The organism is Kitasatospora sp. NEAU-CNBT7 (genome assembly GCF_057220535.1).
Window position 1 is genome coordinate 290,676 of the sequence record NZ_JBXQQB010000003.1, and the last position, 19,588, is coordinate 310,263.

17 protein-coding genes are annotated in these 19,588 nt (G+C 75.3%); 7 read left to right on the plus strand and 10 right to left on the minus strand.

Annotation, left to right across the window (positions count from 1 at the left end):
• Positions 1–20 precede the first annotated feature (20 nt).
• From AC2TEW_RS06230 to AC2TEW_RS06245, 4 genes are all read right to left on the minus strand, one after another.
• Complete coding sequence (locus AC2TEW_RS06230; RefSeq protein WP_484622401.1) at positions 21–941, minus strand: cyclase family protein; 921 nt, start codon at positions 939–941, stop codon at positions 21–23.
• Positions 938–2,755: a glycoside hydrolase family 15 protein gene (locus tag AC2TEW_RS06235; RefSeq protein ID WP_484622300.1), complete on the minus strand. Its 1,818-nt coding sequence runs from the start codon at positions 2,753–2,755 to the stop codon at positions 938–940. The genes AC2TEW_RS06230 and AC2TEW_RS06235 overlap by 4 nt, the downstream gene beginning before the upstream one ends.
• Positions 2,756–2,867: 112 nt before the next feature.
• Entirely contained in the window at positions 2,868–3,161 is a 294-nt protein-coding gene (locus AC2TEW_RS06240; RefSeq protein ID WP_484622301.1) for an SHOCT domain-containing protein, read from the minus strand.
• Positions 3,162–3,240: 79 nt separating this feature from the next.
• Entirely contained in the window at positions 3,241–3,678 is a 438-nt protein-coding gene (locus AC2TEW_RS06245) for a DUF6325 family protein (RefSeq protein ID WP_484622402.1), read from the minus strand.
• Between the two features lie 363 nt (positions 3,679–4,041).
• On the opposite strand from AC2TEW_RS06245, the gene AC2TEW_RS06250 reads away from it, so the two are divergent.
• The 4 genes from AC2TEW_RS06250 to AC2TEW_RS06265 all read left to right on the plus strand — a co-directional run bounded on the left by AC2TEW_RS06250 (position 4,042) and on the right by AC2TEW_RS06265 (position 9,886).
• A complete protein-coding gene (locus tag AC2TEW_RS06250) occupies positions 4,042–4,968 on the plus strand; it encodes an aldose 1-epimerase family protein (protein ID WP_484622302.1) in 927 nt (308 codons plus the stop codon).
• Positions 4,965–6,725, plus strand: a complete 1,761-nt coding sequence (locus AC2TEW_RS06255) for a cation:proton antiporter (protein ID WP_484622303.1) — start codon at positions 4,965–4,967, stop codon at positions 6,723–6,725. The genes AC2TEW_RS06250 and AC2TEW_RS06255 overlap by 4 nt, the downstream gene beginning before the upstream one ends.
• A gap of 581 nt (positions 6,726–7,306) precedes the next feature.
• The gene (locus AC2TEW_RS06260; protein ID WP_484622304.1) at positions 7,307–8,797 is read left to right on the plus strand and encodes an APC family permease; all 1,491 of its coding nucleotides are present in this window, start codon (positions 7,307–7,309) and stop codon (positions 8,795–8,797) included.
• 132 nt (positions 8,798–8,929) lie between these two features.
• Complete coding sequence (locus AC2TEW_RS06265) at positions 8,930–9,886, plus strand: hypothetical protein (RefSeq protein WP_484622305.1); 957 nt, start codon at positions 8,930–8,932, stop codon at positions 9,884–9,886.
• Positions 9,887–9,961: 75 nt separating this feature from the next.
• Here AC2TEW_RS06265 and AC2TEW_RS06270 read toward each other — a convergent pair whose 3' ends face one another.
• Positions 9,962–10,996, minus strand: coding sequence for a medium chain dehydrogenase/reductase family protein (locus tag AC2TEW_RS06270; protein ID WP_484622306.1), 1,035 nt, complete (start codon positions 10,994–10,996; stop codon positions 9,962–9,964).
• A gap of 172 nt (positions 10,997–11,168) precedes the next feature.
• Between AC2TEW_RS06270 and AC2TEW_RS06275 the strand changes: the two genes are divergently transcribed.
• Together AC2TEW_RS06275 and AC2TEW_RS06280 are read left to right on the plus strand one after the other, a co-directional pair.
• Positions 11,169–11,840: a TetR/AcrR family transcriptional regulator gene (locus AC2TEW_RS06275; protein ID WP_484622307.1), complete on the plus strand. Its 672-nt coding sequence runs from the start codon at positions 11,169–11,171 to the stop codon at positions 11,838–11,840.
• A 109-nt stretch (positions 11,841–11,949) separates the two neighbouring features.
• A complete protein-coding gene (locus AC2TEW_RS06280) occupies positions 11,950–12,474 on the plus strand; it encodes a hypothetical protein (protein ID WP_484622308.1) in 525 nt (174 codons plus the stop codon).
• Between the two features lie 70 nt (positions 12,475–12,544).
• On the opposite strand, the gene AC2TEW_RS06285 is transcribed toward AC2TEW_RS06280, so the two are convergent.
• From AC2TEW_RS06285 to AC2TEW_RS06300, 4 genes are all read right to left on the minus strand, one after another.
• A complete protein-coding gene (locus tag AC2TEW_RS06285; protein WP_484622309.1) occupies positions 12,545–13,420 on the minus strand; it encodes a chitosanase in 876 nt (291 codons plus the stop codon).
• Positions 13,421–13,669: 249 nt separating this feature from the next.
• The gene (locus tag AC2TEW_RS06290; protein WP_484622310.1) at positions 13,670–14,242 is read right to left on the minus strand and encodes a dihydrofolate reductase family protein; all 573 of its coding nucleotides are present in this window, start codon (positions 14,240–14,242) and stop codon (positions 13,670–13,672) included.
• A 62-nt stretch (positions 14,243–14,304) separates the two neighbouring features.
• Positions 14,305–15,039 (minus strand): SRPBCC family protein, encoded by a 735-nt coding sequence (locus AC2TEW_RS06295; protein ID WP_484622311.1) that lies wholly within the window; start codon positions 15,037–15,039, stop codon positions 14,305–14,307.
• On the minus strand, positions 15,036–15,755 hold the full coding sequence (locus AC2TEW_RS06300; RefSeq protein WP_484622312.1) for an ArsR/SmtB family transcription factor: 720 nt from the start codon (positions 15,753–15,755) through the stop codon (positions 15,036–15,038). Before AC2TEW_RS06300 ends, AC2TEW_RS06295 begins: the two co-directional genes overlap by 4 nt.
• A 178-nt stretch (positions 15,756–15,933) precedes the next feature.
• Between AC2TEW_RS06300 and AC2TEW_RS06305 the strand changes: the two genes are divergently transcribed.
• Positions 15,934–16,455, plus strand: a complete 522-nt coding sequence (locus AC2TEW_RS06305) for a WhiB family transcriptional regulator (RefSeq protein WP_484622313.1) — start codon at positions 15,934–15,936, stop codon at positions 16,453–16,455.
• A 130-nt stretch (positions 16,456–16,585) separates the two neighbouring features.
• Here the strand turns inward: AC2TEW_RS06305 and AC2TEW_RS06310 are convergent, their stop codons facing one another.
• The gene (locus AC2TEW_RS06310) at positions 16,586–19,540 is read right to left on the minus strand and encodes a hypothetical protein (RefSeq protein ID WP_484622314.1); all 2,955 of its coding nucleotides are present in this window, start codon (positions 19,538–19,540) and stop codon (positions 16,586–16,588) included.
• Between the last annotated feature and the right edge of the window lie 48 nt (positions 19,541–19,588).

The window sequence follows — 19,588 nt, forward strand, 5'->3', positions numbered from 1 at the left end:
TCCTGCCTTTCGTGCCGTGCTCACATGATCGCGATGGGGTTGACCGGCGAGCCGGTGGCGCCGGGCAGTCGCAGGGGGGCCACCACGCACAGGAACGACCACCGGCCGGCGGCCGCGCAGGCCGGTGCCAGCTCCTCGAACTGCAGGTAGTCCAGGAGGTGCAGGCCCATCGCGTGGACGGCGAGCACGTGCACCGGGTACCCGACGCCCTCGGTGGTGCTGGGCGCCGCGTCGTTGTTGCCGTCGCCGCCGAGCGCCGCGACGCCGCGTTCGGCGAGGAACTCCATGGCGCCGGGGTGCAGCCCGGCGCGGGAGGCGGAGGCGTCCCACGGGCCGAGTTCGGTGCGCCGCCGCCGGTGCCCGACCCGGACCAGGAGCAGGTCGCCCGCGCCCACCCGGACGCCCTGGGCCCGTTCGGCGGCGGCCAGTTCGGCGGCGCCGACCTGTTCGCCGGGCTCCAGCCACGGCACGCCGCGCAGCCGGGGGAGGTCGAGCAGCACCCCCCGGCCGACGATGCCGTCCCGGGCCGCCTCGACGTCCAGCGCCCGCGCGCCGTCCGGGGCGAGGGTGTCGGCCGGGACGCCGCCGTGCAGCGTGCCGTGGTAGACGACGTGGCAGAGCGCGTCGAGGTGGCTGTCGGCGTCGCCGTGCACGTTCATGGCGAACCGGTCGCGGGCGAAGTCCAGGCCGTCCGGGTCGACCGCGCCGCGGACGGCGCCGGTCATCTCGTGCCGGGCGGGCTCCGGGTCGTCCGGGCCGGCCCGGGTCTCCACCGGCGCGGCCAGGCTCACCGACCGCCCGGAGCGGACCTCGGCCGCGGCGGCCACCACCTGCTCGGGGGTGGCCGCGGCGGGCCCGCCCGGTCGCCGGACCCGGGCGTAGAGCGCGGCGAACTCCCGGGCGCCGAGCGCCCCGGGGGCCGGCTGCCGGCCGGTGCTCAGCGTCCCTCCAGCTCGTCGAGCGCCTCGTCCAGCGTGGTGGCCGCCATGATCAGCGACAGGTGGGTGAACGCCTGCGGGAAGTTGCCCAGTTGCTCGCCGCTGGGGCCGATCTCCTCGGCGAACAGGCCGACGTGGTTGGCGTAGGTCAGCATCTTCTCGAAGGTGTACCGGGCCAGCGGCACCCGCCCGGCGCGGGCCAGCGCGTCCACGTACAGGAAGGTGCAGAGGCTGAAGGTGCCCTCCGAGCCGCGCAGGCCGTCGGGGGAGGCGGCCGGGTCGTAGCGGTAGACCAGGCTGTCGGAGACCAGCTTGCGGTCCATCGCGTCCAGGGTGGACAGCCAGACCGGGTCGCGCGGGGCCAGGAACTTGACCCGCGGCATCAGCAGCAGCGAGGCGTCCAGCACGTCCGCGCCGTACTGCTGGACGAAGGCCTGCTCGGTCTCGCTCCAGCCGCGGGCCATGATCTGCTCCAGGACGGCGTCCCGGGCGGCGGCCCACTTGGCGGTGTGGGCGGGCCGCCGGAACGCGTCGGCGAGCTGCAGGCCGTGGTCGAGCGCGACCCAGCACATCAGCCGGCTGTAGGTGAAGTCCTTGCGTCCGCCGCGGGTCTCCCAGATGCCCTCGTCGGGCCGGTCCCAGGTCTCGGCCAGCCAGTCCAGCGTCGAGGACAGTGCCTGCCAGCCCTTGTAGGTGGCCTGCTGGACGATGGCCTTGCTCTGGGAGAGCGCGTACATCGCCTCGCCGTAGATGTCGAGCTGGAGTTGGTCGGCGGCGCCGTTGCCGGCCCGGACCGGGAAGGAGCCCCGGTAGCCCTCGAAGTGCTCCAGGTTGATCTCCGGCAGGTCCGGGTCGCCGTCCACCCGGTACATGGTCTTCAGCCGCTCGCCCTCGGTGCCCGCGCGTTCGTGCAGCCGGGCGACCAGCCAGTGCACGAAGGCCGTGGCCTCGTCGACGAAGCCGAGGTCGACCAGCGCCCGCACGGACAGCGAGCCGTCGCGCACCCAGGTGTAGCGGTAGTCCCAGTTGCGCTCCCCGCCGACCTGCTCGGGCAGGCCCATGGTGGCGGCGGCGATCAGCGCGCCGGTGGGGTGGTAGGTGAGCAGCTTGAGGGTGATCGCGGAGCGGTGCACCAGCTCGGGCCAGCGGCCCCGGTAGCGGGAGGTGCGCAGCCAGCGCTGCCAGTACTGGGCGGCAGCCCAGGTCTGTTCCTCGACCCGCTTGCGGTTCAGCGGCGCGGGCGGCTCGCGGTCCGGGTCGCAGACGGTCAGCACGGCGCCGCCGACCTCGCCGGCGGACAGGGTGACGGTGCCGCGGATGTCCTGGCCGTCGCGCTCCAGCGGGAAGGTGCTCTGCAGGTGCGCGGCGATCCCGGGAGCGCGGAACACCGCCCCGGCGTCGGTGAGCCCGGTCTCGTGCTCGGCGCGGCCGTAGTCGAACCGGGGCCGGCACTCCAGGGTGAAGGTCACCGTGCCGCGTACCGTGCGCACCAGCCGGACCAGGGTGTGCCGGTCGGTCGCCGGGCCGGTCAGCGGCGGCATGTAGTCGACCACCTCGCCCACCCCGTCCGGTGACATGAAGCGGGTCACCAGCACGGCGGTGTCCGGGTAGTAGAGCTGCTTGCAGATGGCGTCGGGCTGGTCGGGGGCGAGCAGGAAGTAGCCGCCGCGGTCGTGGTCGAGCAGGGCGGCGAAGATGCTCGGCGAGTCGAACCGCGGGGCGGCGAACCAGTCGATCACGCCCTGGGAGGAGACCAGGGCGGTGGTCTGCAGGTCGCCGACCAGGCCGTGTTCGGCGATGGGAGGGTAGCGGTCCATGGCTGGCTCCGACTTCTCTCCGGCGGTCCCCGGCACAGCCCCGCCCGGGGCCGGGCCCGCGGGCCCGGCCGGCGCTCCTTCGGGACCGCCGCGGGAGGAGGCCGGGACTGCCTCAGGAGTTGAGCAGGCGGCTCTTCTGGGCCTCGAACTCCGCGTCGGTCAGGACCCCTTGGGACTTGAGCTCGGCGAGTTCCTTGAGCTGGGAGATCTTGTCGCCCATGCTGTCGGCGGGCGCGGCCGGCGGCGGTGCGGCGGCCGGCGCGGGTGCGGGGGCCGGGGCGGGGGCCTGCTGCTGCTCCTGCTGGGCCCAGCGGCCGGCCTGGCGCCGGGACACCCGGTTGGAGACGGCCGTCGCCGTGCCGGCGACCACCGCGGTGCGGGCGACGCCGCGAAGTAGACCAGGCATGTTCGTACTCCTTGTGGGGATGTCGGGAACGCTGACGGCGGGCACCGTGACGTCGGGTGCGGTGCCGCCGTGCGGCGGCTCACATGCCGGCGCCGGTCTCGGCGGCCTCCAGCGCCTCCAGGGTGTCGACCAGCTGCTGGACCGGGATCCGTCCGCTGTCGACCACCTGGGCACCGCCGCGGCGAAGGGCGGCGGCGAGCGGGGCGGCCCAGAGGTTCTCGTAGATGACGATGCCGGCCGAGTTGCCCGGCTCGACGGCGTGCGCGGCCTCCTCGATGTCCTCCTCGTCGAGGACCCCGGAGGACGCCCCCTCGAAGATCGCGAGGTCGAGCTCGCCGTCGCCGTCCAGGTCGGTCAGTTCCATGACGGTCACCGAGCCGTCGGTGTCCTTGCGGACGAAGACCAGGTCGATGAGCCGGATGATGCCCCGGTCCACCAGGTCGACCAGGAGCGGGAGCCCCTCCCCGGTCATGTGGTTCCCGGGGAATTCGACGATCAGATAGTCGACCGGACCCATTTCGGCAATTTCGTCGCTCACGTCGGCTCCCTCGGATGGTTCGGCTCGGGGCGATTCGACGAGGTGGGGGAGAATGCTCACACGTGTGCGCGTCCGTCACGACACCCCCGTTCATAGAACCACCGTCCCCGGTCGGGTGCACCCCGGGAAAGCCCTCGCCGGGGGCCCGCGGACGGGCCGGTCCCGCCCCGGGAAGGCGCCGGGAATGGCCCCGCCGGGCGAAATCCGGCGGGGCATTCGACGGCTCGCCGGGCGGCCCCTTGACTCGGCGGCGGGCGGCCCGCACGCTCCCGGAGTACGATCCGCCGCCCGGCCCGCCGGACCCCGGCCGCCGGGCGCGCCGCAGACCACAGGAGGCCCCGCGTGCCCGAGACCCCGACCGGAGCCCAGCTGGGCCTGCGGCACGGCGAGCTGAGCGCCGTCGTGGTCGAACTCGGCGCCGCGCTGCGGTCGCTGGAGCTGGCCGGCACCCCGGTCCTGGACGGGTTCGGCGCCGACGACCTGATCACCGGCGGCCGCGGCCAGCTGCTGGTGCCCTGGCCCAACCGGGTCGGCGACGGCCGCTACCGGTGGCAGCACACCGATCTCCAGCTCCCGCTCTCCGAGGCACCGGCCGGCAACGCCATCCACGGACTGCTGCGCTGGACCGCCTGGCACACCGTCGAGTCCGGCCCCGCCGCGGCCGTCCTGGAGACCACCCTGTGGCCGCAGCCCGGCTACCCGTTCCACCTGCGGGTCCGCGCCGCGTACACGCTCGGCCCGGCCGGGCTGGAGACCGCGGTCACCGCCCGCAACCTGGGCGGGGACCCGGCCCCGTACGGCGTCGGCCAGCACCCGTACCTGACGGCCGGCACCGCGCCGGTCGACCTGAGCGTGCTGACCCTGCCCGCCCGGACCCGGATCACCACCGACGGACGCGGCCTGCCCACCGGACAGCAGCCGGTGGCCGGCACCCCGTACGACTTCCGCACCGCGCGCGCCATCGGCGACCTGGCGCTGGACACCGCCTTCGGCGATCTCGACCGGGGCGCGGACGGGCGCGCCGTCGTCCGGCTCGCCCACCCGGACGGCAGCCGCGGCGTGGACCTGTGGCTCGGCGAGGGCGTGGACTGGGTCCAGCTCTACACCGGCGACACCCTCCCGCCGGGCGAGCGCCGCCGGGCGGTCGCCGTCGAGCCGATGACCTGCCCGCCGGACGCCTTCCGCAGCGGCACCGGACTGGTCACCCTCGGCCCGGGCGAGCAGCACACCGTCCGCTGGGGGATCACCCCGTGGCGGCGCGGAGTGTGACGACCGATCAGATCCTCACCGGGGTCGGCCTGACCGTGGTCCTGGCGGTCGGCTCGCAGATCCTGGCGGGACGGCTGCGGATCCCCGCGCTGATCGTCCTGCTGCCGGTCGGCTTCACCGCCGGGGCCCTCGTCGACGACCTCGACCCGCAGCAGCTGCTCGGACCGGCGTTCTCCCCGCTGGTGTCGCTGGCGGTCGCGGTCATCCTCTACGACGCCGGACTCGGCCTGGAACTGGCCAAACTGACCGGCCACGTCCGGCGGGTGGTGGTCCGGCTGATCTGGATCGGTGTGGTGGTCACCGCGCTGGCCGCCGCGGCCGTCGCCATCCCGCTGCTCGGCCTGGCCAAGGGGGCGGGCCTGATGCTCGGCACCATCCTGGTGGTCTCGGGCCCGACCGTGGTCGGACCGCTGCTCGCGTTCGTGCGGCCCAACGACCGGCTGCAGCACATCCTGGTCTGGGAGGGCTCGCTGATCGACCCGGTCGGCGGCATCCTCGGCGCGCTCGTCTTCCACCTGGTGGTCTCCGGGGACAGCCGCCACCTCGGCGCCGGGGTCTTCGCCTTCCTCGGCAGCGTCGGCGTCGGCGTGGCGGGCGGCCTGCTGGGCGCCGCCGTCCTGTGGGTGCTGTTCCGCCTGCTGCACCTCGGCGAGGTGCTCGGCACCGCGGCGCAGCTGGCCGCGGTGATCGGCACGGCCGCCCTGTGCGACGTGCTGCGCGACGACACCGGGCTGATCTCCGCGGTGGTGATGGGCCTGGCGGTGGCCAACCTGCGGGGCTTCGACGTGCCGGCCCGGCGGCCGTTCTTCGAGACCCTGGTGACCCTGATCATCGGCGTGCTGTTCGTGTCGATCTCGGCGACGGTCACCCCCGACTCGCTGAACCACGTGCTGCTCCCCGCGCTGGCGCTGGCCGGGGTGCTGGTGTTCGCGGTGCGGCCGCTGGTGGCGGTGCTGTCCTGCCGCGGCACCGACCTGTCCCGGGGCGAGCGGGCCTTCGTCGGCTGGATGGCGCCGCGCGGCATCGTCGCGGCGGCCACCGCGTCGACCTTCTCGGCCGGTCTGGTGAAGCAGGGCATCGGCGGCGCGGCCAAGATCCTGCCCGCCACCTTCGTGGTCATCGTCGCCACCGTGACGCTCTACGGCCTGACCGCGCTGCCGGTGGCCCGGCGCCTGCGGGTGATCCGGCCGGCCCGGTCGCGTCCGCTGCTGGTCGGCGGCGAGCCGTGGGTGATCGGGCTGGGCAAGGCCCTGAAGGCGGCCGGTCTCGACGTGCTGATGTGGGCCGGCCAGGAACGCCAGCGGGAGCACATCGGGCAGGCCGGGATCGAACTGGCCCCCGGCGAGCTGCTGGCCGCCGCGACCGGCGAGGGCGCGCAGCTGGAGGGCATCACGGCGGTCTACTTCCTCACCGAGGAGGACGACTTCAACGCGCTCGCCGCGACCGTGCTGCGCGGCACCGTGGAGGGCACGGTGCACCGGCTGGCCGCGCCGCGCGACAGCCTCGGGGTGGTGGCGCCGTTCCTCGGCGGTGAGGTGCTGTTCGGGCCGGAGCTGACCGGGCCCGAGCTGGCCGGCCGGTACGCGGGCGGCGCCGGCATCGTCGCGCGGAGTGCGGACGCGGCGCTCCCGCCCGGGGGAGACCTGCTGTTCCTGGTGCGCGGCGACGGGCGGCTCGACCCGGTGACCGACGCCAGCCGGCCGCTGCCCGGGCCGGGCGACTCGGTGGTGGTGCTGGTGCCGGCCCGCTCGACCTGACCGGCCGTCAGCCGTGCTGCGGTGTCCGGCATGCGGACAGGGCGGGGTCCGGCCGCGGTGTCCGGTGGGCGGACGCCGGGCACCGGCCCGCGGGACCCGGCCCGGGGGCCGTCGCGGCCGCCGGAGGGTGTCGGGCAGGAGCGGGGCAGGCCGTACGCACCGGATCGATCGGGCGATTCCGGGTGGCGGGTGGATCCGTCGTGTCCGATCGGAGCGGGCCGCGCGCAGGCTGTCCCGGCACAATTAACCGCTTATCAACCTGGTTGCCTTGACAGCGATTTGGCCAGTGGAAATACTCCTGGCCATTCCCGGTCGGTGTCCCCGCCGGGAGCAGTGAGGCCCGCAGGCGGCAGAGTCGCCGGCCGACGGCGGGCGGGACTGCATTGCTCCCACCGCTTCCCCGCTTCCCCACCCGGGCCGCCGCAGCCGTCCCACCGCGGTACGGACCACTCCCGCAGCACCGCGGACCGCCCCACCGGCGGCGAGCCGCGTACGCCCGGCGACCCGGGCGACCGACACCCCCCCTTCACGGGCGCGCCGACGCCGGCGTGCCCTGCGGCATGGCAGGAAAGGCGCCACCGATGAGCTCTGGGCACACCTCCCAAGGAAGGTCAGGCCTGCGGTCGAACGTCCTCGGGACCTTCGACACGATCGTGATGGCGGTGGCCGGCAGCGCTCCGGCCTACTCGCTCGCCGCCACCACCGCCACCCTCGCCGGGGCCGCCGGGCTGTACTCGCCCGCCGCCCTGCTGTGGTGCGCGATACCGATGCTGGGCATCGCCTGGGCGTTCAACTACCTCGGCCGGATCGACGTCAACGCCGGCGCCAGCTACTCCTGGGTCGGCCGGGCGCTGCACCCGTCGCTGGGCTTCATGAGCGGCTGGGCGCTGGTGGTCTCCGCCACGCTGTTCATGGTGGCGGGCTCGCTGCCGGCCGGCTCGTACACGCTGTCGCTGTTCTCGCCCGACCTGGCCGAGAACACCGCGCTGGCCACCACCGTCGGCGCCGGCTGGTTCCTGGTGATGGCGGCGCTGGTGCTGATGGGCGCCCGGATCACCGCCCACGCACAGTGGATCATGACCGGGATCGAGGTGCTGATCCTGATCGTCTTCGGCGTCGCGGCGCTGGTCCACGGCGGCACGGCGGCGGTCTTCGACTGGTCCTGGATCTGGGGCTTCGGCAACTTCGGCGGGGTGAGCGGCTTCGCCGCCTCCGCGCTGATCGCCGCGTTCTACTTCTGGGGCTGGGACGTCACCGCCAACCTCAGCGAGGAGACCACCAACAGCCGCCGCAACGCCGGTCTGGGCGGCCTGCTCGGCGTGGTCACCGCGTTCGCGATCTTCGAGATCATCACCATCTCGGTCAACCTGATCATCACCCAGGACGACATCCAGGCCAACAGCGGCACGCTGCTCTCCGACCTCGGCGAGGCGGTCTGGCCCGGCTGGGGCGGCAAGGTGCTGGTGGTGGCCGTGGTGCTGTCCACCATCGCCACCCTGGAGACCACCCTGATCCAGGTCTCCCGCTCGCTGTTCGCGATGGGCCGCGACCGCACCGTGCCCGCCGTGTTCGGCAAGTCCCACCTGCGCTGGCAGACCCCGTGGGTGGCGCTGGCCGCCGTCTCGGTGGTGTCGCTGCTGCTGTTCGTCGGCTCCAACGCGCTCGGCTCGGTGAACACCATCCTCACCGCCGCGGTCAACGCGATCGGCCTGCAGATCGCGTTCTACTACGCGCTGGCCGGCCTCGCGGTGGTCGTCGCCTACCGCCGGCTGCTGCTCAAGTCGCTCTCCAACGCGGTGTTCATCGGCCTGTGGCCGCTGGCCGGCGCGCTGTTCATGGCCTTCGTCTTCGTACAGGCGCTGTTCGACTTCACCGCGCTGCAGCTGGGCCTCGGCCTCGGCACCCTGGCGCTCGGGCTGATCCCGATGGCCTGGTACTGGACGAAGGGCAGCTCCTACTACCGCCCCGCCAGGCTCGACGCCGCCGACGCCGACGACATCGAGGCCCGGTACGGGGACAGCGAACTGGCTCTGTCCGGCACCGGCCAGGACGGCCTCGCCACCGATCTGTGACCCACCCGGTGGGCCGGCCCCCGCGGCCGGCCCACCTCGCGTTTTCCGGCTCCCCCGGCTCCCTGCCCCGCCCCCGGCCCCGTGCCGCCGACTCCACCCGTCCCCGACCCGACACCCGAGGAGCACCCACCCATGGCCCGATCGCGCAGCCGCCCGCAGGCATCCGCCTTCGACCCGACCCTCGGCGACCGGCCGCTCGCCGAAGCCCGCCAGGACATCCTGGTGGGCCGCTGGCAGGGCGCCCGCGACCTGCTCCGGGCCACCGGCCGCGACTGGGACCGGCGCACCCACCGGATGCGCCTGCTCGCCGACGCCGCCGCCGGCAACCGCACCGTCGAGACCTGGCAGGCCGCCGAACCGGCCAACCCCGACGCGATGGTGCTGCGCGCCGAGACCGACGTGATGCGGCTGTTCAACGCCGTCGCCACCGGACCCGCTCCCGCCCCCGACCGGGACGCGCTGGACCGCGACCGCCTCGACCGGGTGGTGCGGATCTGCCTCCAGGCCGCCCACGGCTACCCCGACGACCCGGTGCCCTGGGTGTCGCTGATGACCGTCGCCCGGCTGTACGCGGGCGGCCACCCGCAGTCCGGCCAGTGGTGGCGCGAACTCCAGGCCCGCGACCGGGACACCCGCGAGGGCCACCACCAGGTGCTGCGCCACCTCTCGGCACGCTGGCACGGCTCGCACTCCAAGATGTACGACTTCGCCTGGGAGACGGCCTCGTTCGCGCCGTCCGGCTCGCCGCTGCTGGCGCTCACCCAGGCCGCCCGGGCCGAGCACTACCGCCACCTGGTCACCACCGGGGGCGCCACCGACCTCGCGCTGTCGCACCACTGGAAGAGCGACGCGGCGCTGCGCGACCTCGGCCAGACCTGCGAGCACTGGCTCGGGCACCGCACCTTCGAACTGGCCCAGGACGTCGCGGACCTCAACTTCCTCGCGCACGGCCTGGTGATGGCGGGTGCCACCGACCGCGCCCGCGAGGTGTTCACACTGCTGGGCAACCGCCCGACCCGGATCCCGTGGTCGTACTCGGACGACCCGGAGGAGCTGTTCCGCCGCTGGTACGAGCGGCTGTCCCGGTGAGACGGGACCGGTGACGCGGGGGCGGTGACGGGGGGCCGGTGACGCGGGGCCGTCCGGTGCCGGGGTGCCGAGCGGTTACGGGGTCAGCACGACCTTGCCGCTGACGGTGCCCGACTCGGCCAGCCGGACGGCCTCCGCCACCCGGTGCAGCGGGAGTTCGGCCGCGATCCGGGCGGTCAGTTCGCCGCGCTGCAGGGCCGCGAACACCGCGGACAGGTCGGCCCGCAGGCGGGCCCGGAACCGGTCGCGGCCCAGCGCCCGGCCGGCCCACACGTTGTAGAAGTACGCCCGGCGGCCGTTGGGCAGCGCGTTCCACACCCACACCCGGCCGAGGATCCGCAGCACCGGCCACTGCTTGGAGCCGGAGTCGTCCCGGGTGGCCGCGCTGCCGTACGAGACCAGCGTGCCGCCGGGGGCGAGCAGGTGCCAGGAGTCGGTCACGCTGCGGCCGCCGACGTGGTCGAAGACGGCGTCCACCCCGCCGGGGGCCAGCTCCCGGACCCGGGCCGGGACGTTCCCGGCGCGGTAGTCGACCGGCTCCACGCCGAGCCCGCGCAGGGCGTCGTGGTGGCGCGCGGACGCCGTCCCGATCACCCGGGCGCCGGCGGCGAGGGCCAGCTGGACCAGCACCGAGCCGACCCCGCCGTTGGCGCCGTGGACGAGCACGGTGTGCCCGGCCCGCACCCGCGCCTTGCGGTGCAGCATCTGCCAGGCCGTGATCCCGTTCACGACGGCCGTCTCGGCCTCGGCCGCGCCGACCCCGTCCGGCACCTCCACCAGGTCGGCCGCGTCCAGCAGGACGTGGCTGGCCCAGCCGCCGGTCTTGGTCAGCGCGGCCACCCGGCGGCCGACCAGGCCGGGCGGGACGTCCTCGGCGGCGGCCCGGACCGTGCCCACCAGGTCGTAGCCGGGCACGAACGGGAACGGCGGCTGGTCGTAGTACCGCCCCCGGCGCATCTGCTGCTCGGCGAAGGAGACCCCGGTGGCCTCCATCGCGACCAGCACCTGGCCCGGCCCCGGCCGCGGGACGGCCCGGCGGTGCAGTTCCAGGCCCTCCGGCTCCACCGTGCCCGGCAGGACCACCTCGACGAGTTCCTCGGTGACCGGCATCTCGTTCCACCTCGCTGCTGATGACTGACTCTGATGACTGGTTCGGGTGACTGACTCTTGCTTACGTTAGAAGGTATAACTCCATCGATCCGGGGCCGTCAAGTGGGTCTGCCGATAGTGATAGGGTCTAACCAGTAGGCGGCTCGCCGCCCGAGCGGAAGGAGCGGACCCCATGGCCCAGGCCGCACGAACCCCTCGCGAGCGCTACCGGGACCAGATCCGGACCGAGGTCAAGGCGCTGGCCCGCGAGCAGATCGCCACCGCGGGCGCCTCCGCGCTCTCGCTCAACGCCATCGCCAAGCAGATGGGCATGAGCGGCCCCGCGCTGTACCGGTACTTCGCCGGCCGCGACGAGCTGATCACCGAGCTGATCTCGGACGCCTACCGCAGCCTCGCCGACGCCTTCCGGGCCGCCGCGGCGGACGGCGCCGACCTGCCCCGGCTGGCCCGCACCCTGCGGAGCTGGGCCCTGGACGACCCCCAGCGCTACTTCCTGATCTACGGCACCCCTGTGCCCGGCTACCAGGCCCCGCCGGACACCACGGCCATTGCGGCGGAGATCATGTCGGTGCTGCTCGACACCTGCGCCCGGCAGCCCGCCCGGCCCGGACCCGGCACCGCGTCCCCGCTCGACCCGCACCTCGCCCGGCACCGGGACTGGGCCGGCGACCACCCCGCCGAACCTGCGGTGCTGCGACTGGCCCTGCTCGCCTGGACCCGGCTCCACGGGGTGCTGTCGCTCGAACTCGCCGGCCAGTTCACCGGGATGGGGTTCGACCCCGAAGTGCTGTTCGAGGCCGAGCTGGCCGAGCTGGCCGGACTCGCCGCCCCCCTGGACCGGTGACGCCGCCGGGCCGTGGCGAACCACCGCGGCCCGGCGGCCCGTACTCCTGGACGCGGGGGCCTGCCCCGCACCCGGTCCGGCGGACCGCGGGGACCTCAGGAGGACACCGATGCTTCGGATGGACGGCCCGTGGCGGATCACCGTCGTCAGCAAGGACGCGGACTACGAGCAGCGGGTGGTGGTGCGGACCCCGTACGGCACGGTGGTCCTGCCGGGCCGCGCCGGTGAGTCCCTCGACGTCCGGGAGGACGCCTGGGAGCTGGGCCTGGAGCACCTCCACCCGGGGATCGGCTGGCGGCCCGACGTCAGGGTGGTGCCGGACCCGCCGACCGGCCGGGGCGCCGGGCGCAGCCGGCTCGTCCGGGCCAAGGACCGCCACTGGCCGCAGCATCCGCACGACGACAGCCTGCGCAACCTGGTGATCCGCCTCGACGCGCTGGGCGCCGAGGCGCCCCGGCGCGCGGCCGGACCGGCCCCGGTCCCGGCCGCCACCCCCACCGCCCGCACCAGCTCGGACCCGGACCTCGGCCGCGCTGCCGCGCCCGCCGTCCGGACGGCGGCCGCCACGGCCCGCCCGGCGGCGCGGCCCGCACCCGGCCCGGCCGCGCAGTCGTCCTGGGGCGCCCGGCCGTAGGCCCGCCGCGCGGGCCGGGCCCGGCGCCCGGGCGGACGGGCCCGGGTGCCGGAGGTCCCGCCGGCGGGGTTCACTTGTCGATGCGGTAGCTCTCGCCGTAGACCTTCCACACCAGCGGCGGCTGGAGGTCGAGGTTGCCCGCCTTGAGGAAGACCAGCTGCTCGGTGTCGACCCGGCCGGTGTCGTCGTGCGCCGCCTCGGTCTTCATGGCAGCCCGGCGTGCGTCCAGGAAGGCCGACAGGTAGGCCTTCTCGTCGCCGCCCTGGGCGGGCGTCTTCGCCTTCTTCATCGCGGTTGCGCGGATCCCGCCGAAGCTGACCGGCTCGTTGCCCGGACCGTGCATCACGATGGCGTCGTAGTAGATGAACTGCCCCAGGGCGCGCAGCCCGTCGCTCTGCGCCTGCATCACGGCGGGCCCGAAGTACACCCGGTCGCGCTCGTCCTCCTGGGCCTTCTGGAAGAGCGGGTCGCCGGACGCCTTCTTCCAGTCGCCGGCGAAGTCGGGGTCGAGGCCGGAGTGCGACGACGAGCCGTCCAGCTTGCTCAGCGCGGGAAGGTATTTGGCGAGGGCGTTGCCCGGGTTGAGCTGCTGGTAGTGCTTGATCATGTCGTACATGTCGCCGGTGCCGGAGCAGAAGCCGATGATGCCGCCGGTGTAGCCGCGGCCGTCCTTGATGTCCTCCAGGTACGGCACCTGGGCCTTCCAGTTCAGCGAGGAGTTCTCGGCGCTGGACACCAGCTCCTGGGCGATCTCCTTCAGCCGCGGGTCGTTCAGGCCGCTGCCCGGCGCGCCCGAACCGTCCGTGGCGCCGGTCGTGGCGCCGGGCTGGGTCGTCCGGTGGGGCTTCGCGATGGCCGCGGCGGCGGGGATGGTGCTGATCAGGACCACGGCGAGGGCCACCCGCAAGGTGGCAGGCCGGGTTGAACGGGCGTGCTTCGACCGCATAGTGGCTCCATGGTTGTCATCGCCGCTGCTTCCTCGGGCATGCCGTGGGCATCCCCGCTACGGGGAACGGGCGGCGGCCGGAGCCGGGTTCAGCCCCCGCGGCCGTGGGGCGGACGCGGCCGTGCCCGCCCCCCCGGGGACGGGCGGGGCGGGCACGGCGGCCGGCGGCCGGAGGGGTCTGCTTACCTGACGGACCGGCAACTCGTGCTTCACGCAGGCGCGATGGCCAGGACGGCGGCCGGAGCGGGGTCAGCGGACCACGTCGAGGACCTGCTTCTGAAGGCCGTTGGAGTAGACCTCGTGCTCGACCAGCGACAGCTTCTGGGTGTCCTTGTCGGTGGTGCTGAACAGGCGCTTGCCGGCGCCGAGCAGCAACGGGAAGACCAGCAGGTGGTAGCGGTCGATCAGGCCGGCGTCGGAGAGGCCGTGGTTCAGGGTGGCGCTGCCGTGGACGATGATCGGCCCGCCCTCGGTCCGCTTGAGCTCGGCGACCTCGTCGAGCGAGCGCAGGATCGTGGTCTCGCCCCAGTTCCCGGCCAGCCGGTCGTCGGTCAGGGTGGTGGAGACGACGTACTTCGGCAGCGTCCGGTAGCGGGCGAACTCCGGCATGTCCGGCCACACGGGGCTGAACGCCTCGTAGCTGGTCCGGCCGAGCAGGAGGGCGGTGGACTCCTCCTGCTCGCGCCCCTTGATCTCGAAGGCCTCGGGGACGAACTCGACCTCCTTGAAGGTCCAGCCGGCGTTGCGGTAGCCGGGCTCGCCGCCCGGCGCCTCGACGACGCCGTCGAGGGAGATGAAGGCGGTGCTGATGAGAGTGCGCATCGGTGGTTCCTCGGTGTCTCGTGGGTGCGGGTCGGACGGCGGAGGCGGGCCGGGGGAGGGGTTCAGGTGAGCAGGGCGGTCAGCCACCGCTGCCAGGCGTCCTCGGCGCCCTCGGTGGCGGCGCCGAACAGGTGGTGGAACATCAGCGCGATGCCGGGTCCCTGGTGGAAGGTGTAGATCCCGTCGGCGGTGCGGACCTCGAAGCGCTCGTCGTCCGCCCGGACCACCTCGCCGTCCAGCGGCACCGGCGCGTCCGGACCGCCCCGGGCCGGCGCCCCGACGGCCACCGGGACGGGGATCGACAGCCCGCGGGCGAGCGCCGCCCGGATCTCCTGCGGCGCCAGCGCGGTCGGCGCGGCGGCGAAGACCGGGACGGCGGTGCGTCCGGGGAAGTGCGTCAGGTACGCGTGCAGGGTGCCCAGGTGGAACGGCCAGCCGCGGCGCAGCGCGTCGTACTCGTCCTGCCAGTCGTCGCCGAGCATGCCGCTGTGGACGACGCGCAGGACGGTACTGCCGCCCTCGCGCCCTTCGATGAGGTACTCGAAGGCCATGAACCGGCCGTCCTCGGCGGTGGGCGTGCGGGTGGCGAACCGCTTGGCCGGTTCGTAGGCGGTGATCAGCGCCTCCGCCCGGCGGCCGCCGGTCTCCATGGCGGCGGTCCCGCCCTCGCGCGGCTCCACCTGGTTGCGACCCATGAACCAGGAGTCGATCCCCGGCCCGGTGGCGATGGCCTCCCAGACCTGCTCGGGGCTCGCGGGCAGGCTCGTCTCCAGCCCGATTTCGAACGGGTGGGTCATCCTCGGTTCTCCTCTTCCGGCCCGTCCTGGGCGGCGGGGGTACGGGTGGGCGGCGGGGGCCCGTCGTCCCGGGCCCGGCCGGTCGGGCTCCCCCCGGCGGCCGCGGTGGTGCCGGGGACGGTGGTGCCGGGGACGGCGGCGGTGGGGACCTGGTGCAGCCCGACCACCACCCGGTGGCGGCGGCCGCCGGGGGCGGACTCGTCGTGGTAGCGGCCGATCAGGTCCGCCACGGCCTGGGCCAGCTCCTCGGAGAACGCCGCCCGGTCGGCCGCGGAGGCGAACCGCACCTGGGCGTCGATCCCGAACGAGGCGACCCGCCGGCCGGCCCGGGCGCCGCCGGTCAGCAGCCCCCCGACCTCCTGGACCAGCCGGGCGCCCAGGGCCAGCAGCCAGCGGGCCGACAGCTGGTCGGGGGAGCGGGCCGGGTCCGGGCTGACCGCGCCCAGCGCGGCCGGCGAGATCACGTACGAGGCGGCGGTGGCGCGGTACACCCGTTCGGTGACGTTGCCCCGGCGCCGCTCCTCGGCGAGCTCGACCAGCCCGTGCCGCTCCAGCTCCTTCAGGTGGTAGTTGACCTTCTGCCGGGGCAGTCCCAGGCGGCCGGCCAGCATGGCGGCCGAGCCGGGCTCGGCCAGGGCGGCGAGGATCCGGGACCGTATCGGGTCCAGGGAGGCCTCGGCCGCGGCGGGTTCCTCGATCACTGCGACATCAAGCACCTCTTCAGGGTGCGACCGACAAGAAAAATTGTCAAGACAGGGAAAACCGTCGGCGGATCGGTGCCGACTGAACCGAAGCGTCCGCTCGATGCGTCTCCTGTCCTGAGGACGCCCGGCCACAGGCGCTCGCCGTGCGAACGGCGGCCCGCCGGGTGAGCACCGATGGGAGAGGCAGCTGATGTCCGTACAGTCGATCACCCGACGGCCGTCGATGGAGGCGGCCGCCTGCCGCCACGTGGACCCGGAGATCTTCTTCGGGGTCCGCGCCGAGAACGCCGCGTCCCGCACCCGCGCCGCCAAACTGGTCTGCGGCGGCTGCCTGGTCCGGGAGCCCTGCCTGACCCGGGCGATGGAGCACGAGGAGAGCGACGGAGTCTGGGGCGGCCTCACCCCCGCCGAGCGCCGCAGGTTCAGTGGGCAGATCCACGACCTGCTGGCCCTGGGGGAGGGGCTGGCCCGCTGGGGCGACCTCGAGCTGATGGAGCTCGGCCGGACCGACCGCCGGGCCCGCCCCGGAGTGGTGCTGCTGCTCGCCGACCGGGGCTGGACCGACCTGCAGATGGGGGCGGCGATGCGGATCGAGCCGGCGACCGTCCGGGACGCCCTGGCCACGGCCGAGCAGGTCGTCGGACACTGCCGGTCGGCCGGGCTCGACGCACCGACCTGGGCCCGGTTCATCCTGCCGTCCCGGACCTGCTGACCGCCGCCCCCGGCGGTCTGCGGGACGGCGGGTCGGCAGGTCTGCGGGACGGTGGGACGGTGGGTCGGCAGGTCTGCGACCGGCCGGAGGCGGCAGGGGCGGGCTGTGCCCGGGCCGGTGGTCAGTACACCTACGGCACCGGGAGGTCCATGCCCAGGGCCAGCCGGAAGCGCTCCGGGCGGTCCACCGCCGTACGGTCGGCAGGCGCCACCCTGTCACGGCGTTCCAGCCAGCCGTTCAGCCGCTCCAGCGCACTGCGGTCGCGGTCGCCGGAGTCCGCGGCGGCGGTCTGCGCGGCCTCGCGCAGCAGGACCCGGGACGGCCGCCCGGCGTCGTCCCCCGGCAGCACGTCGAGGACGACGAACCGGCTCCCCGGCGCGAACACCACCTGGGCGGGTTCCCCGTCCGCCCCGAACGCGGCCGTCCGCCGCCCGGTGGACGACCACACCGCGAACTCCACCGCGGTGCCCAGCCCCGCCGACGGTGACGTCAGCCCGGCCGCCGGCGCGGGTTCGACCAGGTGCACGCCGACCCGGTAGGCGGCCAGCGCCTCCGGCGACAGTTCGGCGCCCAGCAGGACCGCACCGTGGTGGCTGGGCAGCCGGCGCAGTCCCGACCCCAGACAGGCCAGGAACGGGGCCAGCCGGCCGGGCACCCCGCAGCGGGCCGCTCCGATCAGCTCGGCGCGGCTCGCCGGGACGTCCCCGGCCTGGTGGTGCAGCAGCACGGCGACCAGATCGGGCTTGATGTCGTCCCTGCTGTTCGACCGCAGCCCCGGCAGCCGGGTCGCGGCCTGCTCGACCCGCCCGGCGCAGCGCGTGTAGTGCTCGCCGAGCAGCAGCCGGACGGCGTCCCGCTCTGCGGGGCTGCTGACGGCGGCGGTGTGAGTGGCGGTGTGGGCGGCACTGAGCGCCCCGAGATCCTGCGGACCGAACAGCCGCCCGGCGGCGGGTTCCGGTGCGGGCTGCGGTGCGGGTTGCGGTCCGGGCTGCGGCGTGGGCTCGGGTGCGGCCGCGGGCTCAGGTTCGGCCCCGGCTTCGGGCTCGGGTGCGGCGGTGGGCGCGGGGGCCGGCGCCGGGTCGGCGGCCGCCGCGGCGGGCCCGGTACCGAGCGGGTCGGCGGCGGTGGTCGTGGTCACCGGGTGCGGCCCGGTGACCGGGTACGGGCCCGGCCCGCCGCCGAGCCCGAGCGGGTCGGTGGCGGTCGACGGGTGCCGGGGTGGCGGGAGGGCCGGACCGCCCGGACCCGGGAACGGGCCGGTGGCGGCACCCACGGAGGCGCCGGCGGTGGCGCCGCTGGAGGTACCTGTGGCGGCCACGCCGTCCGGCCCGGTGACCGGGTACGCGCTCGCCCCAGCGCCGAGCCGATCCGGCCAGAGCAGATCCGGCCCGAGCGGGTCCGGGCCGAGCGGGTCCGGGCCGAGCGGGTCCGGGCCGAGCCCGAGCGGGTCGGCGGCGGTGGACGGGTGGCGGGGTGGCGGGAGGGCCGGACTGCCCGGACCCGGGAACGGGCCGGGGCCTGAGCCCAGGGCGTGGCGGTCCGCGGCGCCCCCGCCGAGTGCCGGGTGCGGTGCGGGGTACGGGACCGCGGACGGCCCCGGCGCCGGGGCGACCGCCGGGACGGGTGCGGGGCCCGGCGCGAGGGCGAGCGGGACCGGCGAGCCGATCGGGCCGAGCCACTCCAGGTCGTGCATCCGGGCCACGAACCGCCCGACCGACTCGGACGCCGCGTCGACCAGCCCGTGCAGCAGCAGGCCGAAGCCGCGCGGCCCCGGCGGCGGGCAGCGGTCCAGCAGGTTGCCGAGCTCCTCCCAGACGTCCTGGGTGATCAGCCGCGACTGCTCGCCGACGATCAGCAGCGGCCGTCCCGGGTCAGGCCGCAGGAAGCGCGGCGCCCAGGCGTACGGCGGGTCGGGCCGCAGCCAGAGCCCGGCCGGGACGGCCTCCAGCGCCCAGTACGGGAAGGCCTGGAACATCCCCGGCCCGGCCGGGGTCCAGCGGGCGCCGCCGTCGCGCCAGGCCGAGGTGACGATGCGGTGCCGGTCGGTGGAGGTCAGCCGGATCAGGTACGGCTCCCAGGTGGCGGCGCCGCCGCGGTCGAGCACCCGGGTGGTGTAGCCGACCCGGCCGGCCACCGGCAGGCCGATCGCGGCGTGCACCGGCCGGCCGAGCCGCTCGGCCGCCGTACCGGCCAGCACGGTGAGCGTCTCGGGATCCGCCCACGGTGCGCTGACCAGCAGCTGGGCGCCGCCGAGCGGGAGGGCGAGGACGGCGTCGGCGAAGTCGCCCGGGTCGAAGGCCGGCTGCTGCGGGGTGCCGACCAGCAGGACCACCGTGCCCGGCGGCGCGCAGATCTCCCCGACGGCCGGCAGCGGCCCCGGCGGGGGAGCGGTCACGTGGTTCAGCCAGTACCCGGCGGCGAGCCGGGTCACCGTGACCGCCGCCGGGAGCAGCGGCCGGGCGGAGGCCGGTGCGGGCAGGTTCTCCCGGGCCTCGCCCGGGGTGGTCCCGGTGACCGTCTCGCGCAGCCGGTGCGGCTTGCCGCCCGGCCGGCAGATCCACCAGGACGCGGGCTGGGTCAGACCGGGCGGCGCCGACACCTTCAGCGTGCCGTCCGGCTGGATGGCGACCAGGCCGTCGGGTGCGATCACCGACACCCCGGCCTTCGCGGCGACCAGTTCGGACGGCCGCCGGCCGGAAGGGGCCGCCGCGGCCAGCCCGGACGCCGCGAGGATCAGCGTGGAGGCGCCGCGGGCCCGGGCGATGTCGCCGAGCTCGCCCATCCGGTCGCGCAGCACGGGCGCGGCGTCCGGTGCGGCGGCCACCACGATGACCGAGTCCGGGACGGGCTGCAGGCTGCCGACCGCGACGGCCAGTTCGTCGTCGCCGACCGAGTCGGGGGCGATCACGAAGTGCGGGCCGAGCGGGCGCAGCCCCGAGCGGGGTGCCGGGGGCACCGGCCGGGTGACGGCCGGGACCGGCTCCGGGCCGGCCGGCCGGCGGCCGAACCGCCACCGCGGCGCCGGGCCGTCCGCCGCCGGGCCGTCCGCGGAACCGGCCGCCGGCAGCGCGGCCGGCCTGCTCACCGGGCGCCCCGGATCACCCGGCGGGCCGCCTGCCCGCCGGTCCGTCGC

Excerpts from the sequence above, each read along its gene's own strand:
- AC2TEW_RS06235 (WP_484622300.1), bottom strand. The coding sequence starts at position 2,755 with ATGGACCGCTACCCTCCCATCGCCGAACACGGCCTGGTCGGCGACCTG.
- AC2TEW_RS06285 (WP_484622309.1), bottom strand. The coding sequence starts at position 13,420 with ATGCGGTCGAAGCACGCCCGTTCAACCCGGCCTGCCACCTTGCGGGTG.
- AC2TEW_RS06275 (WP_484622307.1), top strand. The coding sequence starts at position 11,169 with ATGGCCCAGGCCGCACGAACCCCTCGCGAGCGCTACCGGGACCAGATC.
- AC2TEW_RS06270 (WP_484622306.1), bottom strand. The coding sequence starts at position 10,996 with ATGCCGGTCACCGAGGAACTCGTCGAGGTGGTCCTGCCGGGCACGGTG.
- AC2TEW_RS06295 (WP_484622311.1), bottom strand. The coding sequence starts at position 15,039 with ATGACCCACCCGTTCGAAATCGGGCTGGAGACGAGCCTGCCCGCGAGC.
- AC2TEW_RS06280 (WP_484622308.1), top strand. The coding sequence starts at position 11,950 with ATGCTTCGGATGGACGGCCCGTGGCGGATCACCGTCGTCAGCAAGGAC.
- AC2TEW_RS06245 (WP_484622402.1), bottom strand. The coding sequence starts at position 3,678 with ATGGGTCCGGTCGACTATCTGATCGTCGAATTCCCCGGGAACCACATG.
- AC2TEW_RS06260 (WP_484622304.1), top strand. The coding sequence starts at position 7,307 with ATGAGCTCTGGGCACACCTCCCAAGGAAGGTCAGGCCTGCGGTCGAAC.
- AC2TEW_RS06265 (WP_484622305.1), top strand. The coding sequence starts at position 8,930 with ATGGCCCGATCGCGCAGCCGCCCGCAGGCATCCGCCTTCGACCCGACC.
- AC2TEW_RS06290 (WP_484622310.1), bottom strand. The coding sequence starts at position 14,242 with ATGCGCACTCTCATCAGCACCGCCTTCATCTCCCTCGACGGCGTCGTC.
- AC2TEW_RS06240 (WP_484622301.1), bottom strand. The coding sequence starts at position 3,161 with ATGCCTGGTCTACTTCGCGGCGTCGCCCGCACCGCGGTGGTCGCCGGC.
- AC2TEW_RS06305 (WP_484622313.1), top strand. The coding sequence starts at position 15,934 with ATGTCCGTACAGTCGATCACCCGACGGCCGTCGATGGAGGCGGCCGCC.